Source organism: Streptomyces sp. NPDC043427 (genome assembly GCF_056436655.1).
This window is the reverse complement of record NZ_JBWKCC010000004.1, coordinates 339513-356180: the sequence shown is the minus strand read 5'-3', so window position 1 is coordinate 356180 and position 16668 is coordinate 339513. Positions and strand designations below refer to the sequence as shown.

The window sequence follows — 16668 nt, the reverse complement described above, 5'->3', positions numbered from 1 at the left end:
CCCCGCCTCGGCACGGACACGCCCGCGAAGGCCGGCTCCAAGCCCAGCGCCGACGCCACCGCGAAGGCCGACGCCAAACCCAGCGCCGACACCGCCGTCAAGGCCGACACCAAGCCCGCCGAAACGGACAGCCCCGCGAAGACGGACCCCCGCCTCGGCACGGACACGCCCGCGAAGGCCGGCTCCAAGCCCAGCGCCGACGCCACCGCGAAGGCCGACGCCAAACCCAGCGCCGACACCGCCGCCAAGGCCGACACCAAGCCCGCAGCCGACCCCGAGACGGACGCCGCCGAGCCCGCCGCCAGGCGCGAACCCGACGCCAAACCCGGCGCCGACACCACCGCGAAGGCCGACGCAAAGCCCGCAGCCGACGCCGAGACGGACGCCGACGCCAAGCCCACGGCCGACACCGGTGCCGACCCTGACGACTCCCCCACCGCACCCCCCGTAGACCAGCCCACCGCCGTCTTCAAGGCGCCGCGGGCTGCCAAGCGGGAGGTCGATCAGCCGACGACCATGCTGAAGCTGGGGGACGCGGCCAAGGCTGGGCAGAAGGGTGACCGGAAGCCCGAAGGCAAGGCGGCCGAGGACAAGGGCGAGGACAAGCCCGGCGACAGGAAGCGCGGCGCCGAGGCCGACGCCGAGCGGACCAGCAAGTTCGTCGCGCTGAAGCCGTTGGACGATCCGTCGACGCGGAAGCCGCCGCCCGCGGACGCGACGGCAGCATTGCCCACGGTCAAGCCCGCCGATCCCACCAGCCCCGTCCCCCAGATCGGCCCGGAGCGGACGACGCAGCAGCCGTTGCCGCCGAAGCCGCCGCTGGACCTGCTGGCGGAGCTGACGAACACCCCGCCGCCCCCGGAGACCCCGCTCAGGACGACCGTCCGGCGGGTGAAGATCTGGACGCCGATCGTCCTCCTGCTCGTGGTCGTCTTTGCGATCGTGCAGGCCGTCCGGCCGCTGCCCACCCCCTCCCTCGTCCTCACCGCCGAGGAGTCGTACACCTTCAAGGGCGACAAGGTCGCACTGCCGTGGCCGAACGAGGGCCAGGGCTGGATGGACGTCAACGGCATCGGCAACGTCGACCACTTCGGCGAGCAGAAGCCGGTCGCCATCGGCTCCGTCGCCAAGGCCATGACCGCGTACGTCGTGCTGAAGGACCACCCGCTGAAGCCGGGGACGGAGGGCCCGAGCATCACCATCGACGCCCTCGCCGAGAAGGAGGGCGGCTACGACAAGTACGACGAGTCGACCGTCAACACTGTCAAGCAGGGTGACAAGTACTCCCTCAAGCAGGCCCTCTCGGCGGTCATGATCCCCTCGGCGAACAACATCGCCCGGCTCCTCGCCCGCTGGGACGCGGGCAACGAGGCGGCGTTCATCAAGAAGATGAACGCCACCGCCAAGGAGCTCGGGATGAAGAACACGAAGTACACCGACGCCTCCGGGCTGAAGGAGACCACCGTCTCCACCGCCGAGGACCAGGTGAAGCTGGGGCACGAGCTGGTGAAGATCCCGGCGCTGATGGACATCACCAAGCAGCCGAACTGGATCGACCCGACCGGCTTCAAGTGGCGCAACTACAACGACCTGGTCCCCTACAACAACGCCATCGGCATCAAGACCGGCTCCACCAGCAAGGCCGGCGGCAATCTGCTCTTCGCCGCCACCAAGGAGGTCGGAGGCGAGACCGTGACCCTGGTCGGCGCGATCCTCGCCCAGCACAACGCGGTCTCGATCATCGACCAGGTCAACAAGGTCAGCAAGACCGCGATGCTCGCCACGCAGGACGTGCTGACCTCGGCGAAGATCCTTAAGAAGGGTGACGTCGTCGGGTACGTCGACGACAAGTTCGGCAACCGGACCCCTGTGGTCGTGACCAAGGACGTCAGTGCCGTCGGCTGGGCCGGGCTGAAGGTGAAGCTGTCCTTCGCCACCGACGACGTACCGCACACCGCGAAGGCCGGCACGAAGGTGGGCTCGCTCACGGTCGGCGACGGCTCCGGTGACGCGGTGAAGGTCCCGGTCGCACTCCAGAAGGACCTGGCCGAACCGGGCTTCACGGACAAGCTGACCCGCATCGGCTGACGCACGCGTCACGACACGTCACGGCACGTAACGGCACGTCATGGCCGTGCCGACGGCACCCGCCGGTGGAGCGCGATATCAAGGCGCTCCACCGGGGGCCGCGTGCTAGCGTCCCGAAACGGGACAGGTGGCCGGACGCGGGAAACGTGGCCGTGAAGCGCGAGCGAACGAGGTGCGGCCGAGAAGAACAGAAGACGGGACACGGGGAGCGCCTACAGGTGGCCACTGCGGAGCCGACACGCACCGACGACACCGGTCCGGGCCCGGGTACCGGCCCGCGAATAAAGCTGCCCGCGTCAGCGGGACGTGACGGCGGGTCGTCCAGATTCGCGGCCCGCGCGGCCGCCCTGCGCGAGTGGATCGGGCTGCACCCGGTCCTCTTCGTCACCGGTCTCGCCGGCGCCCTCCACGTCGCCTGGTTCTTCACGTTCGCGAACAGCGGCGGCGACCTCGCCGCTCAGGACGCGTGGGCCGAGTTCGTCGGCCGCTACCCCGACTCCGCGTACAACCTCGCCTGGTACGGCGGCATGCACGCGGTGTCGTACAGCATGGTGTCGCCGTATCTGATGTCCGTCCTGGGCGTCCGTACGACGATGATGATCGCGGGGACGGTCTCCGCGGCGCTGCTGATGCTGATCCTGGTGCGCTGCCGACCGGTGCGGAACCCGCTGTGGCCCGCGCTCGCCGGTGTCTTCGCCTTCCTGTGCAACGCCATATCGGGACGGGTGACGTTCGGCCTCGGCACGGCGTTCGCGCTGGGCGCGGTCGCCGTCGTGTTCTGCTGGCCGCACCGCTGGCGCTACAAACGGTGGGCCAAGGCGCTGTGCGCCGCGCCGCTGGCCGCGCTGGCCACGATGTCGTCGCCGGTCGCCGGCCTGTTCGTGGGCCTGGTGGCGGCCGCGCTGTTCCTGCAGAAACGACGCCCCGGGGCGTGGGCCCTGGGGCTGGGCCCGACAGCGGTCGTCGCGGTGTCGGCGCTGGCGTTCCCCTTCTCCGGCACCCAGCCGATGGGCTTCGGGTCGACCATCCTCCCGCTGCTGTTCTCGGTGATCATCTACGTGGTCGTGCCCCGCGACTGGAAGACCGTACGGATCACGGCCGCCGTGTACGGGCTGTCGGTGCTGCTGGTCTGGCTGATCAGCTCACAGATCGGGTCGAACATCACGCGGCTGCCGATGCTGTTCGCCGGTGTGGTGCTGATGGCGGCGCTGCCGTTCGCGGTGCCGCGCACCCGCAAGTGGTACGTGATCGTGCTGGCGATGGCCACGTTCGCCGGCTGGATCGGCTTCAAGTCGGTCGACGACATAATCCACACCACCCCGGCCGCGGGCTGGGCGCGCGAGCTCGCGCCGCTCGTGAACGAGCTTCAGGAGGTCGGCGCCGAGAAGGGCCGCGTCGAGGTCGTGCCCGCCCGTTCCCACCGGGAGGCCTCCGCCCTCGCGCCGTACGTCAACCTGGCCCGCGGCTGGAACCGCCAGGCCGACATGGAGCGCAACCCGCTCTTCTACGACGACACGCTCAACTCGGCGAACTACCACGACTGGCTGAAGCGGTGGGCCGTGCACTTCGTGGTGCTGCCCAAGGACGAGCCGGACCCGGGCGGTGCGGAGCGCGAGCGGGAGCTGGTCCAGCGGGGCATGCCTTATCTGAAGCAGATCTGGGGCGACGCGAACTGGCAGCTGTTCCGGGTGACCGATCCGACGTCCCTCGCGGAGCCGAACACGGTCGTGGAGCGGGCCGGGCAGACCGAGGTGACGATGAAGGTGACCAAGCCGGGCCGCATCCTCATCCGTATCCCGTACTCGCCGTGGCTGAGCGTCGTCGACGCCGAGGGCAAGAAGCTCGAGCCGCCGCAGGAGACGCAGGAGTCCAAGGACGCTCCCGAGGGCACGCCGAAGACGTACGACAACCCCAACGGCTGCCTGATGGAGACCGAGGAGGACGCCAAGGGCGACAAGTGGACGATGCTGGTCGCGCCGAAGGCGGGGACGTATCGGCTGGCGGCGCCCTACGGCCTGCCTCGGGGCACTCCTTGTCCCGACGAGCTGAATTGATCAGCGCAGCTCGGCCACGTAGCGGTCCGTCCCGGGCACCGTCGGGACGAACGGCGCCACCAGCTCCACCCGCCCGAGACCCGATTCCGCGACCGCCGTGTCCAGGCCGGTGAAGGTGTTCTCCCAGCACTCCCTGGGGTCTGCCTCCAGGAACCACAGCAGGGTCAGGCGTGTGTCGACGCCCTCGACCTGTTTGACGTAGGTCATGCGGTCGCCGGGCAGCGGGGTCGGGCGGAAGACCGTGACCATCGCGGCCGGGGAGCCGGCGAGGCGCCCCGGCAGGTGGCGGGAGCGCAGCCACTCCAGGAGTTCGGCGCGCCGCTCGGACGACTCCGTGTCGACGATCTCGACGACCAGCCCGGCGTACGGGTGGTCGAGGGCGTGGAAGTCGCGGGGGCCGGCGGCGCCGTCGCGGTACACGGTCGCCTCGTGGTCCTGGAACGCCGTGAAGACGTGGGTGCGGTCCTGGTAGACGCGGGCGTCCCGGTTGAGGCGCTTGTTGATGGCGACCGTCCACCGCATGTGGTCGTCGTAGCGGCCGGACGTGATCCAGTACGTCGAGATGTAGCAGCCCGCGGTGACGGGCTGGGCGATCGCCGACTTCTCCGGGTAGCGCAGCAGTTGCAGTTCCCGGGTGGCCACCCAGCGGCGGCCCGCGTACATCCAGGGCATGGCCATCGCGCCGGCGTAGTAGTGGTCGTCCTCGTACCAGCGGTTGTAGGCGTACTCGTGGCCGGGATGCGGTTCGACCATGGTGATCAGGGCGTGGCCGGGGCGGACGCCGTAGGGGCCCACGGCGGCCAGTTCGGCGTACGTCTCGCTGCGGGTCTCCTCGCTCATGCGTCTTCCCCTTCCGTCCACCTGCGGTCGCCCATACTCTGACGGCCCGTCAGATAATGCGCCATACCCCGGGAGGTCCGGATGTCACTGCTCACCGGCAAGACCGTCGTCGTCTCTGGAGTCGGCGCCGGGCTCGGGCACCAGGTCGCGGCCGCCGTGGTACGGGACGGCGGGAACGCGGTGCTCGGGGCGCGGACGGAGGCGAACCTCGCCAAGGCCGCCGCCGAGGTCGACCCGGACGGCGTCCACACGGCGTACCGGGCGACCGACATCACCGACGAGGGGCAGTGCGAGGCGCTGGCCGCGCTGGCGCGGGAGCGGTTCGGCGGCATCGACGCGGTGGTCCAGGTGGCCGCGTGGGACAGCTACTTCGGCGGAGTGGAGGACGCGGACTTCGCGACCTGGCAGTCGGTGATCGACGTGAACCTGCTGGGCTCGCTGCGGATGACCCGGGCGTGCCTGCCGGCGCTGAAGGCGGGCGGGGGCGGTGCGGTGGTCTTCATCGGCACGCAGTCGGCCGTGGCGGCCCCGTCCCAGGTGCGGCAGGCGGCGTACGCGGCGTCCAAGGGGGCGCTGACGAGCGCGATGTACTCGCTGGCGCGGGAGCTCGGGCCGCACCGGATCCGGGTCAACACGGTGCTCCCCGGCTGGATGTGGGGCCCGCCGGTGCGGGCGTACGTGCAGTTCGCGGCGCAGTCGGAGGGGGTCGCGGAGGCCGACGTACTCGGGCGGCTGACCGAGCGGATGGCGCTGCCGGACCTGGCGACGGACGGGGACGTGGCGGACGCGGCGGTGTTCCTGGCGTCGGACCGGGCGCGGGCGATCACGGGACAGTCGCTGCTCGTCAACGCGGGGGAACTGATGCACTGAGAGGGGCTCTTTTCAGCCACCCCTCGTTGTTCATGTAGATGAACTGGAGTCAGTGGGTCGAACATTTTTACTTGCCCTTGACCATCCCTCTCCTTGTCGTGCCCGCGCGACCCCACCCAGGATGAGCGGGCACTTCGCCGCCTCCCTCGCCCTTACCCCGCTCGCGCGAAGTGCCAACCAGCTGAGCGGAGTTCACAAGGCGGACCCTGGAAGGGGGCACCATGAACGGTCTCGACTGGACCGTGCTCATCGGCTACTTCGGCGTGATGGTCGCGATCGGCGTCTGGTCGCACAAGCGGGTCGACAACGTCAGCGACTTCTTCACCGCCGGCGGCAAGATGCCGTGGTGGCTCTCCGGCATCTCGCACCACATGTCGGGCTACAGCGCGGTGATGTTCACGGGGTACGCCGGCATCGCCTACACCTACGGCGTCACGTCGTTCGTGACGTGGTCCTTCCCCATCGCCCTCGGCATCGCCATCGGCTCCAAGCTGTTCGCGCCCCGCATCAACCGGCTGCGCTCCCGGCTCCACGTGGCCTCACCGCTGGAGTACCTGAAGAACCGGTACGACCTGAAGACCCAGCAGGCGCTGGCCTGGTCCGGGATGCTGCTGAAGATCGTGGACGTGGGCGCGAAGTGGGCGGCGATCGCGACGCTGCTGTCCGTCTTCACGGGCATATCGCTGAACCAGGGCATCCTCATCACCGGCGCGATCACCGCCGTGTACTGCACGATCGGCGGCCTGTGGGCGGACGCGCTGACCGAACTCGGCCAGTTCGTCATCCAGTTGCTGGCCGGAATCGCGATGTTCGTCGCGGTGGTGCTGAAGCTCGACGACAAGGGCATCAGCATCGGCAGCGCCTGGGACGAGCCGGCGCTCCAGGGCCACGACAAGCCGCTCGTCGCCCAGTACGGCACGGTGTTCCTGATGGCCTTCCTGTTCATCAAGCTCTTCGAGTACAACGGCGGCATGCTCAACCAGGCCCAGCGCTACATGGCCACGGCCGGCCCGAAGGAAGCCGAACGCTCGGCGCGACTGTCGGCGGTGCTGTGGCTGGTCTGGCCGCTGGTGCTGTTCTTCCCGATGTGGATGTCCCCGCTGCTGGTGACGTCCAAGAAGCCCGACGGGTCCGACTCGTACGCCCTGATGACCGAACAACTGCTGCCGCACGGCCTGTTGGGCCTCGTCATCGTCGGCTTCTTCTCCCACACGATGGCGATGTGCTCCTCCGACGCCAACGCCATCGCGGCCGTGTTCACCCGGGACTGCGCGCCGGTGGTGTGGCGCAGGGCGCGGGCGTGGAGCGAGGGTCAGGGGCTGCGCGTCGCCCGGATCACGACCGTCGTCTTCCTCGGCCTGTCGATGGCGGCGGCCACTCAGGTCAACTCCCCGGCGTTCAAGGACATCATCACCGTCGTCATCAAGTGGGTCGCCGGTCTGATGGGCCCGATGGCCATCCCGATGATGCTGGGCCTGCTCCGCCCGTTCCGCCGCTCCGGGCCGACGGCGGCGCTGGTCAGCTGGTCGATGGGCCTGCTCGCCTTCTGGCTGGTCAACTACCCCATCAACTGGAACGTCGACGGCGGTGTCCCCCTCCAGTACCAGGTGTCGATCCCGCTCGCCGTGTCACTGGTCCTGTACATCCTCGTCGGCTTCCTCAAGCCGGAGGACACACCCGAGCGGCTCGCGATCATCGAGCGCATCAACTCCGACGGGGACGACGACGCTCTCGGGGCGGCCGCGATCCCGACACCGGCGGAACCCGCGGACCAAGTGGTGCGGGCCCGGGCGAAGGACTGAGACGCGCGACTACGAAGACACGGCAGGGGCGGTCACGCAGGTGGCCGCCCTTCCCCTTTTCCCCTGCCCCGGCTCAAGCGCGCGGATACCGGGCGAGCCACCCCGGCGCGGACCCCACCGGGCCGTGGAGTGCGGGTCCCTGGGTCATCTCCATCGCGAAGTCGTCGGCCAGTTCCAGGATGGTGGGCCGGCCCTCCAGTTCGACCAGCCAGGCCGGCGGGAGGGCCGTCTCGCCGTGGAGGGCACCGAGGAGGCCGCCGGCCAGGGCGGCGGTCGCGGCCGAGGGACCGGCGTGGTTCACGGCCAGGCGCAGGCCATGGCGGACCTCCTCCGCAACGAGCGAGCAGTACACGGCGGCGGCCAGCACGGTCTCAGCCGTACCGGCCCCGGCCAGCTCGGCCACCCGGTCAGGCGTCGGAATCCCCTGCCGTACCGCGCCCAGCGCGTGCTGCAGCGCGTCCGAAACGGGCTGGTGGCCGGGCCGCGCCCCGAGCAGCGCAAGCGCCCGCTGCACGGCGCCGTCGAGGCTGTCGCCGCGGGCGAGGGCGTGCACGATCACGGCGTACGCGCCGGCCGACAGGCAGGCGACCGGGTGCCCGTGGGTCTGCGCGGCGCACTCCACGGCGAGCTGTACGACCAGTTGCGGCTCCCAGCCGACGAGCAGCCCGAAGGGAGCGGAACGGGCGACCACCTCGGGGCCCGCCTCGCCGGGGTTCTTCGGCGCCTCCAGCGTGCCCATCGTCGCGTCACCGAGCCCCAGCAGCAGCGCGCGGGCCGGATCCCGGCGGGCGTACAGCCACTCCTCGCGCGCCAGCCAGCCGTCTTCCTTACGGCGCTCGTCCGGTCCCCAGTCGGTCTGGGTGGCCGCCCACCGCAGATACGCCCGGTGCAGATCCGTCGGCGGATGCCAGGCACCGGTGTCCCGGCGCACCTGGGCGCGGATCAGCCCGTCCACACTGAACAGGGTGAGCTGCGTGAGGTGCGTGACGGCCCCGCGTCTCCCGTACGCGGACACCAGATCCACCACCCCCTCCGCCCCGTGCGCCTCCCGGATCGCGTCAACCCCCAGCCCGTCCACCGGCGCCCCGAGCGCATCCCCGACGGCAGCCCCCAGCAGGGTGCCCCGCACCCGGCTCCGAAAGTCCTGCTGCTCGGTACGGCCCCAGACGGCGCCGTCGGTCGCACCCACCAAGACCTCCCCAGGCACCGTCCGTATGTACGACAGCCAGCACTGTAATCGAACGGGAACGGTTGGTTCAGGGGGAGAATCGGTGCGCGAAGTGTGGGTCGGGTGAGCCCGAAGATCACAGGTCAGCCGTACCAGGAGACGTAGACGCACTCATGGCGTGGCACGGCCAGGAAGCTGATGAAGCCCCGCCCGCCGAGAATGTCGAACTCGCGCAACCCACCCTCACGGTCGAGAGGCCTTCCGGCCTTCACGGAATCGCGGCCCAGCGCGGCCAGTTCGGCGGCCAACCGCTCCACCTCCGCCACCACGCCGGGCGCCAACCCACCGGTGATGTACTCGGCACTCGGGTTGCAGTCCCAGGTCCAGTCCGTCACAAGCCCGCCTCCGCCTCGGCCGCCTCCCGGATCGCGCGGATCCCAGCGATGGCCTCCGTCGGGTCCTGCTCACCCACGTCGACGATCCGCTCGAGCTCACGCAGCCGGGCAGCGCGCTCGGGATGCCGTTCGATCGCCACGAAGACGGCCCAGGAGTGCACGAAGGCCCTCAGGGGCGCGAGACTCTGTGTCTGCTGGGCGCTCGTCGTGGCTTCGAAGAGGTGCTGGGTGAGGGCCGGAACCCGGCTCGGTGCGATGCGCGCCACCGCTGCCCGCAGGGCGTCGGGAGTGAGCTCGGGCATGGGGATCAGCGGTCCGTACGGGCCGTCGGTCTGGGAGCTCACGGTGACCTCCGGTGCGGGTGGCTCGGACCTCGTCCGGTACCTGCGGAGTCGGTGGTGCGGTGCTCGGGCGGCGCTTGTCACTGGGATCACTTCCGGGGGACTACGCCGCTGCTCCGGGTGCCCGGCAGGTGCGGCAGCGGCCCGGCTGTGGAGCTCGGAAGGCACGGTCGCAGCCGTCGCAGGTCTGGAACGGGTCCGGGCGGAGAGGACTGGACAGGTGGGGTGCGGCAGGGAGAGGTGGGGGCAGGAAGGCGGTGAGCCGGTGGGCCAGGAAGGCGGCCGGGTGCCGAAGCGGCTCCTCGGGGAGGCCGGTCGTCAGGGCATGGCGTACGGCGGTCTCGGGCACGCCCCGCTCCAGCCAGGCGGAGACCCCCGGCGCCAGGCGGCGTACGTCGCGTTCGCTGAGCAGCAGGCGCGGGGCGTGGGCTCGGAGGCCGGTGAGCAGGTCGGTGGCTGTGCTGTGGCTCGGGGTCGATGGCTGCGGGATCTGCTGGATCTGCGGAGTCTGCGGGAGCGCTGTTGCGTCCGGTGCCCGGCTGGGCTCGGGCGTGGGGGCCTCGACCGGCAGCGGGCGTGCAGGCCCCGGCTTGTTGTAGGACACCGTGCGGGTCACGATCCGGCCCGAGGGCAGTCGCTCTTTCGTGCGTTTCAGATAACCGTGCGCCTCCAGCTCGCGCAGCGCCGCGGCGATCCGGATCTCCCCTTCGGGGAACTTCGCGGCCAACGCCTTGATCCCGATCGGTGAGCCGGCGGGCAGCGACTGGATGTGGGTGGCCAGGCCGATCGCCGTCAGGGACAGGTCCGGGTGCTGGGCGAGGTGGTTGCCGACCACCGTGAAGCGCTGGTGATGGCGCTCGGTGACGTGCTCGACTCCGGGTCCGGAACGGCCGGACCGGGCGCGCGTGGGCGCGCTAGGCTGCTGTGCAGTCATCAGGGAAGGCTCGACTTCCTCGTTGATCAGGCCCTCGCACTGGGATTGCCGTCCCGGCGGGGGCCGTATTCATGTGTGCGGTCTGGCGCTGACGCTGCACCACGCAGGCCCCTCCGCGCCAGCCGAGTTGGTGATGTTCACCCCTGCGGGTGAGCGGCGGGGGCGGTGGGGCTGGGTTGGTCATTTCCCCGGTACTTACGTCTTTGGCGTCGGGCACATCCGGGTCACGGACCCACGCGACCCGGTGTCAGTTCGGCCCACACCGTCTTGCAGGGGGACGGTCCCTGGTCGACCCCCCAGCGGTCGGCGAACGCGGCGACCAGCACGAGACCACGCCCCGATTCCGCTGATCCCGGAGCCGGGTTCGGGACAACCGCGACGCGGTCGCCCTGAGCATCCGTCACCTCGATCCGGAGCGTGCGGGCCGCGTCGAGTCGGAGCGTCAGTCGGAAGTCCCGACCCGGTACGCGCCCGTGCAGGACGGCGTTCGCCGCGAGCTCGGCCACGACCTGCTCGGCTGCGGCGTTTTCCTCACCCCAGTCGGCGAGTTGACGTTCCGTGAGCAGTCGGGCGAGACGGGCGCCCCTGCGGGTCGAGGAGAGCTGCACGGTGAAGTGCCGCACGAGGGCGGCGGTCTGAGTGATTCCCTGGTTCACATCACTCAGCGTGGTCACTTCTGTCTACCCTGAACAGCACCGACCCCAGTACGGAGCGCGACTGTCCGTGCGCGGTGCGGGGTTGTCCGGGGCGTACGTGGGAGGTGGGTCCGATGGAGGACGAAGAGGCGGCAGCCGTGCTCAAGGCGGTCGGCCGTCAGATCAAGATGTGGCGGGAGGCCGCCGGCATGCGCCAGGCGGAGTTCGGCGCCGCGATCGGCTACGGCGAGGAGATGGTCTCGTCGGTGGAGCGCGGGCGACGGGTTCCGAAGCCGGAGTTCCTCGACAAGGCGGACGAGGTGCTGGGCGCGGACGGGAAGATCTCCGCGATGAAGAGGGACGTCGAGGAGGCGCGGTATCCGAAGAGCGTGCGGGATCTGGCGAAGCTGGAGGGCGAGGCGGTCGAGTTGGGGGCCTATACCAGCAGCCACGTCCACGGCCTCTTGCAAACGCCGGACTACGCGCAGGCGGTGTACGCGCTGCGAAGGCCGGCGTACACAGAGGACGAGATCGAACGCCACGTCGCCGCGCGCATGGCCCGCAAGGCCGTCTTCGATCGTGCGCCTCGGCCACTGTTCACGTTCGTCCAGGAAGAGGTGACCCTTCGGCGGCCGATCGGGGGCAGAATGGTGTTGCGACAACAGCTCGAACACCTGTTGGAGATTAGCCAGTTGAGGCACGTGTCGATCCAGGTGATGCCCACGGATCGTGAGGATCACGCTGGACTGAGCGGGCCGATCCGGCTGCTGAAACTCCAGGACGGCAAGACGCTGGGTCACTTGGAGGTCCAGTTGCACAGCCGCGTGATCAGTGATCCTCGGGAGGTCCAGATCCTGGAGATGCGCTATGGAATGATCCGGGCGCAGGCTCTCTCGCCGCGGGAGTCCCTGACCTTCATCGAGAAAGTTCTGGGAGAGACATGACCGCCCTTGAGTGGTTCAAGAGCAGCTACAGCAGCGCCGACGGCCCCGACTGCGTCGAGGTCGCGATAGCCCCCGCCGACACCACCGTCCGTGTACGCGACTCCAAGGACAAGCAAGGCTCACGGCTCGCCCTCTCCCCCGCCGCCTGGGCGCATTTCGTCACGCACGTGAGGAAGTGACCGTGAGAGAAGGAGCCCCAGCACCATATGTTGTGCGGCTCCGTCGGTACACCAAGGCGGAGCAGGACGAGATCCTCGGCGACGGCGATGATCCCTTCGGTGTTGCCGCGGCCGGATTGACCTGGCTACCGAAGGAAGAACACTTCGGTATCAGACACGGCGACCGGCTTGTGGCACACGCCGGCCTGCTGCGGCTGCCTGTCGTGATCGGCGACACCCGGACAGAGGTGGTGGGTGTCGGAGGAGTGGCCGTCGCACCCGACATGCAAGGCCGGGGGCTGGCACGGCTCGTGGTCACGGCAGCACTCGACCACGCTCGCACGATGGGTCCTCAGCACGCGCTCCTGTTCTGCCGCCCTCCCCTCGTGCCGCTGTACCAGCGTCTCGGGTGGCATCCGCTGGACAAGGACGTACTCGTCGAACAACCCGAGTCCCGCTTGGCGACCATGCCACTGCGGACCATGGTGACGCCCCTGCGTGACAACGCGTGCTGGCCTTCAGGGCCAGTGCGTCTGTTGTCCCTCCCGATGTGACGGACCCGGCGTCACGGTTCTGAGGGGTTCGGGGTGGGAAGGGGGCCGTCATGGTCACCTCAAACTCGCGGGCCCTGTCCCTCACCGCGACGCTCCTCACCGCCACCGTCGCCCTCTACATGGCCCTCGTCGCCTTCGGGAACATCACCGACTTCGGGACGAATCAGCAGTTCGTGCGGCACGTGTTGGCGATGGACACGACGTTCAAGGACGACGACCTGATGTGGCGGGCGATCACCAACAAGGGCTTACAGGACGCCGCGTACGTCGCGATCATCGTGTGGGAGACGGTCGCCGCGCTCGTCCTCGGCTACGGGACCTGGCTCTGGGCGCGGCGGGATCAGGTCCAGGCCCGGCGCGTGTCGACGTACGGGCTGTTGATGGTGATGCTGCTGTTCGGGGCCGGGTTCATCGCGATCGGTGGGGAGTGGTTCAGCATGTGGCAGTCGGAGGACTGGAACGGGCTGGACGCGGCGATGCGGGTGTTCCTGCTCAGCGGGGTCGTGCTGGTCGTCAACCACCTGCCGTCCGGGCAGGCCGACGCTACTTCACGACCCTGACCGGCGTCCCCTCCGTGCCGAACGCCCACAGCGCCGCCCCGTCCGCCTTCGGCATACGGATGCCGCCCGTCTGCTTACCGTCAGAGGCGGGCGGTGGGGACGAGCCGTCGACGGCGTTGGAGAAGGCGATGTTGATGCCGGACTTGGCGGTGAAGTAGATGATGTGCTCGATCTTGACGCCGTCGGAGCCGGTGGTGGCGTCCTTGCGGGTGTAGACCGAGTACTTGCCCGGGTCGGGGCTCACCGTGCCCGCCCAGACGGTGAAGGTGCGGCGCGCGGCGTCGCTGGCGTCGACCAGCCAGACCCGGTGCTCTGCGAGGGAGTAGACGATACGGCGGCCCGTGCCCGAGTCGTTCGGTACGGCGGCCGGCGCCGACTCCTTGGGCGCCGCCGACCCCTTGGGCGCCGGTTTCGACGCGCTGGGGCGGGCCGCCGTGGCCGTGGGGTGCGGGCCTCCGTCGGCCTGCACTGCCAGGAACGCGACCGCGACGATCGCGCCGGCCGTCAGGCCGGTGACCCAGGCCCACGAGGGCAGTCGGGCAGACACGGGTGCGCCTCTCCTCAGTCTCCGACCCCCTGGGAAGGGGGTCGGATCATCGTACTGTGGGTCGGCTGTCCGGCGGACTCAGTCCAGGTCAGTCCAAGTCCAGCTCAGTCCAACTCAGTCCAGGACCGGGAGCAGCTCCGGCAGGTGCCCGTCCGACGCCGAGGCCGCCCGCCGGCGCTCCTCCGGCACCTCCCCGTACAGCGTCGTGCGCGGCCTCGCCGGCCGGCCGGCCGCGTCCGCCACCGCGATCAGGTCCTTGACCGACTTGTACGAGCCGTAGGACGAGCCCGCCATGCGGGAGATCGTCTCCTCCATGAGGGTGCCGCCGAGGTCGTTCGCGCCGGAGCGCAGCATCTCCGCCGCTCCCTCGGTGCCCAGCTTGACCCAGCTGGTCTGGATGTTGGGGATCCACGGGTGGAGCAGGAGCCGGGCCATCGCCGTCACCGCCCGGTTGTCCCGCATGGTCGGGCCGGGCCGGGAGATGCCCGCCAGATACACCGGCGCGTTCGTGTGGATGAAGGGAAGCGTCACGAACTCCGTGAAGCCGCCCGTCCGTTGCTGGATGCCGGCGAGGGTCCTGAAGTGGCCCAGCCAGTGCCGGGGCTGGTCCACGTGCCCGTACATCATCGTCGAGGACGAGCGGATGCCCAGCTCGTGGGCCGTCGTGACGACCTCGATCCAGGTCGCCGCGGGCAGCTTGCCCTTGGTCAGGATCCAGCGGACCTCGTCGTCGAGGATCTCGGCGGCGGTGCCGGGGATGGAGTCCAGGCCCGCCTCCTTCGCGGCGGTGAGCCACTCACGGATGGACATGCCGGTGCGGGTCGCGCCGTTCACCACCTCCATAGGGGAGAAGGCGTGGACGTGCATGCCGGGAACGCGGGACTTCACCGCCTTCGCGATGTCGAAGTACGCCGTCCCGGGCAGGTCGGGGTGGATGCCGCCCTGCATGCAGACCTCCACCGCGCCCACGTCCCAAGCCTGTTGGGCGCGGTCGGCGACCTGGTCCAGCGACAGCGTGTACGCGTCGGCGTCCGTGCGGCGCTGGGCGAAGGCGCAGAAGCGGCAGCCGGTGTAGCAGACGTTGGTGAAGTTGATGTTCCGGGTGACGATGTAGGTGACGTCGTCACCGACGGCCGACTTGCGGACCTCGTCGGCCACCGCGCACAACGCGTCCAGTGCCGGTCCGTCCGCGTGCAGCAGCGCCAGCGCCTCCTCGTCGGTCAGCCGGGTCGGATCGTCGGCCGCGACCCGCAGTGCCTGGCGTACGTCCGTGTCGATGCGCTCCGGTGCCATGCCGGGGGCGGCCGCCTCGCGCAGGGCTGCCCAGTCGCCGTACACCTCGTCGAAGTCGTCGCGGCGGTCGGACGTACGGCCCTCGGTGTCGATGGTGGTGTGCAGGTCCGTACGGCCGGACGCGACGAACCCCTCCTCCGGCTCCTGCCAGGGGTGTCCCTCGACGACCGCGTCCTCGCGGGCCAGGCCCGTCTCCGGGTCGGCGAGCGCCCGGACGTGCGGCAGCAGCCGCGGGTCCAGCCAGGGTTCGCCGCGCCGGACGAACTCGGGGTAGGCGCAGAGACGTTCCCGCAGGGAGAAGCCGGCCGCCGCCGAACGCTGCGCGAGCTCCTCGATCTGCGGCCACGGGCGCTCGGGGTTGACGTGGTCGATGGTGAGCGGGGAGACGCCGCCCCAGTCATCGATGCCGGCCGCGATCAGGCGCTCGTACTCGGAGTCCACGAGGTTGGGCGGGGCCTGGAGGCAGGCGCTCGGGCCCATGATGTGACGGGCGACGGCCACCGTGGCGACCAGTTCGTCGAGTTCCGCGTCCGGCATGCCGCGCATCGCGGTGTCCGGCTTGGCGCGGAAGTTCTGGATGATCAGTTCCTGGATGCCGTGGTAGGCCCTCGACACCTTCCGCAGCGCGAACAGGGACTCCGCGCGCTCCTCGTACGTCTCGCCGATCCCGATCAGGATCCCCGAGGTGAAGGGGACCGACGAACGGCCGGCGTCCTCCAGGACGCGCAGGCGGACGGCGGGTTCCTTGTCCGGGGAGCCGTAGTGCGGGCCGCCGGGCTCGGACCACAGCCGGGTCGCGGTCGTCTCCAGCATCATGCCCATGCTGGGCGCCACCGGCTTGAGGCGCTGGAAGTCGGTCCAGCTCATCACACCGGGGTTGAGGTGCGGCAGCAGGCCCGTCTCCTCCAGGATCCGGATGGAGATGGCCCGGACGTAGGCGATCGTGTCGTCGTAGCCGTGCGCGTCGAGCCACTCGCGCGCCTCCGGCCAGCGGTCCTCCGGCTTGTCGCCGAGGGTGATGAGGGCTTCCTTGCAGCCGAGGGCCGCCCCCTTGCGGGCGATGTCCAGCACCTCGTCCGGGGACATGAACATCCCGTGCCCCTCGCGCCGCAGCTTTCCGGGCACGGTGACGAAGGTGCAGTAGTGGCACTTGTCCCGGCACAGCCGGGTCAGGGGGATGAAGACGCTCTTCGAGTAGGTGATGACGCCGGGTCGGCCGGCCGCCTCCAGGCCCGCGTCCCGCACCCGGGCGGCGGACGCGACGAGGTCGTCGAGGGCCTCGCCGCGCGCCTGGAGCAGCACCGCCGCCTCGTCGACATCGAGGGCGACGCCGTCCCGGGCGCGTTTGAGGGCGCGACGCATGGAGTTCTCGGTCGGGCCGGTGCCGCCGGGGTGGTCGGTGGGGCCGGTTCCGGAGGTCGCGGAAGTCGTCATCCTTCGAGCATACGTAGACGCTGATCAGCGGCCGGAGGGGCGGCCCGATTC

General features: G+C 70.1%; 15 protein-coding genes and 1 pseudogene. 8 read left to right on the top strand and 8 right to left on the bottom strand.

Features of this window, described 5'->3' with window-relative positions:
• Together AC067M_RS11335 and AC067M_RS11330 are read left to right on the top strand one after the other, a co-directional pair.
• A pseudogene (locus AC067M_RS11335) lies at positions 1-2088 on the top strand (D-alanyl-D-alanine carboxypeptidase); the annotation flags it as partial.
• A gap of 218 nt (positions 2089-2306) precedes the next feature.
• Positions 2307-4142: an MFS transporter gene (locus AC067M_RS11330; protein ID WP_478696752.1), complete on the top strand. Its 1836-nt coding sequence runs from the start codon at positions 2307-2309 to the stop codon at positions 4140-4142.
• Here the strand turns inward: AC067M_RS11330 and AC067M_RS11325 are convergent, their stop codons facing one another.
• A complete protein-coding gene (locus AC067M_RS11325; protein ID WP_478696751.1) occupies positions 4143-4982 on the bottom strand; it encodes a hypothetical protein in 840 nt (279 codons plus the stop codon). It abuts the gene before it with no gap.
• An 81-nt stretch (positions 4983-5063) separates the two neighbouring features.
• On the opposite strand from AC067M_RS11325, the gene AC067M_RS11320 reads away from it, so the two are divergent.
• Positions 5064-5852, top strand: a complete 789-nt coding sequence (locus AC067M_RS11320; protein WP_478696750.1) for an SDR family oxidoreductase — start codon at positions 5064-5066, stop codon at positions 5850-5852.
• A gap of 221 nt (positions 5853-6073) precedes the next feature.
• On the top strand, positions 6074-7654 hold the full coding sequence (locus AC067M_RS11315) for a sodium:solute symporter family protein (RefSeq protein ID WP_478696749.1): 1581 nt from the start codon (positions 6074-6076) through the stop codon (positions 7652-7654).
• Between the two features lie 73 nt (positions 7655-7727).
• Here AC067M_RS11315 and AC067M_RS11310 read toward each other — a convergent pair whose 3' ends face one another.
• The 5 genes from AC067M_RS11310 to AC067M_RS11290 form a co-directional block, all read right to left on the bottom strand.
• Positions 7728-8843: an ADP-ribosylglycohydrolase family protein gene (locus AC067M_RS11310; protein ID WP_478696748.1), complete on the bottom strand. Its 1116-nt coding sequence runs from the start codon at positions 8841-8843 to the stop codon at positions 7728-7730.
• A 122-nt stretch (positions 8844-8965) separates the two neighbouring features.
• Positions 8966-9217 carry a hypothetical protein gene (locus AC067M_RS11305; protein WP_478696747.1) on the bottom strand — a complete coding sequence of 84 codons (252 nt, stop codon included), beginning with the start codon at positions 9215-9217 and terminating at the stop codon, positions 8966-8968.
• Positions 9214-9561, bottom strand: a complete 348-nt coding sequence (locus AC067M_RS11300; protein WP_478696746.1) for a DUF6247 family protein — start codon at positions 9559-9561, stop codon at positions 9214-9216. The genes AC067M_RS11305 and AC067M_RS11300 overlap by 4 nt, the downstream gene beginning before the upstream one ends.
• Before the next feature lie 100 nt (positions 9562-9661).
• Complete coding sequence (locus AC067M_RS11295; RefSeq protein WP_478696745.1) at positions 9662-10492, bottom strand: helix-turn-helix domain-containing protein; 831 nt, start codon at positions 10490-10492, stop codon at positions 9662-9664.
• Between the two features lie 224 nt (positions 10493-10716).
• The gene (locus AC067M_RS11290) at positions 10717-11148 is read right to left on the bottom strand and encodes an ATP-binding protein (RefSeq protein WP_478696744.1); all 432 of its coding nucleotides are present in this window, start codon (positions 11146-11148) and stop codon (positions 10717-10719) included.
• 113 nt (positions 11149-11261) lie between these two features.
• Between AC067M_RS11290 and AC067M_RS11285 the strand changes: the two genes are divergently transcribed.
• Genes AC067M_RS11285 through AC067M_RS11270 form a run of 4 tightly spaced genes read left to right on the top strand, consistent with a single transcriptional unit; the run spans position 11262 to position 13343 of the window.
• Positions 11262-12071 (top strand): helix-turn-helix domain-containing protein, encoded by an 810-nt coding sequence (locus tag AC067M_RS11285; protein ID WP_478696743.1) that lies wholly within the window; start codon positions 11262-11264, stop codon positions 12069-12071.
• Positions 12068-12250 carry a DUF397 domain-containing protein gene (locus AC067M_RS11280; RefSeq protein ID WP_478696742.1) on the top strand — a complete coding sequence of 61 codons (183 nt, stop codon included), beginning with the start codon at positions 12068-12070 and terminating at the stop codon, positions 12248-12250. Before AC067M_RS11285 ends, AC067M_RS11280 begins: the two co-directional genes overlap by 4 nt.
• Positions 12247-12783, top strand: coding sequence for a GNAT family N-acetyltransferase (locus AC067M_RS11275; protein ID WP_478696741.1), 537 nt, complete (start codon positions 12247-12249; stop codon positions 12781-12783). The genes AC067M_RS11280 and AC067M_RS11275 overlap by 4 nt, the downstream gene beginning before the upstream one ends.
• 50 nt (positions 12784-12833) lie before the next feature.
• Positions 12834-13343 (top strand): DUF2165 domain-containing protein, encoded by a 510-nt coding sequence (locus AC067M_RS11270; RefSeq protein WP_478696740.1) that lies wholly within the window; start codon positions 12834-12836, stop codon positions 13341-13343.
• On the opposite strand, the gene AC067M_RS11265 is transcribed toward AC067M_RS11270, so the two are convergent.
• Both AC067M_RS11265 and AC067M_RS11260 read right to left on the bottom strand, forming a co-directional pair.
• Positions 13327-13890 carry a L,D-transpeptidase gene (locus AC067M_RS11265; protein WP_478696739.1) on the bottom strand — a complete coding sequence of 188 codons (564 nt, stop codon included), beginning with the start codon at positions 13888-13890 and terminating at the stop codon, positions 13327-13329. The two genes, AC067M_RS11270 and AC067M_RS11265, sit on opposite strands and share 17 nt — an antisense overlap.
• A 114-nt stretch (positions 13891-14004) precedes the next feature.
• The gene (locus tag AC067M_RS11260; protein WP_478696738.1) at positions 14005-16617 is read right to left on the bottom strand and encodes a bifunctional FO biosynthesis protein CofGH; all 2613 of its coding nucleotides are present in this window, start codon (positions 16615-16617) and stop codon (positions 14005-14007) included.
• Positions 16618-16668 lie beyond the last annotated feature (51 nt).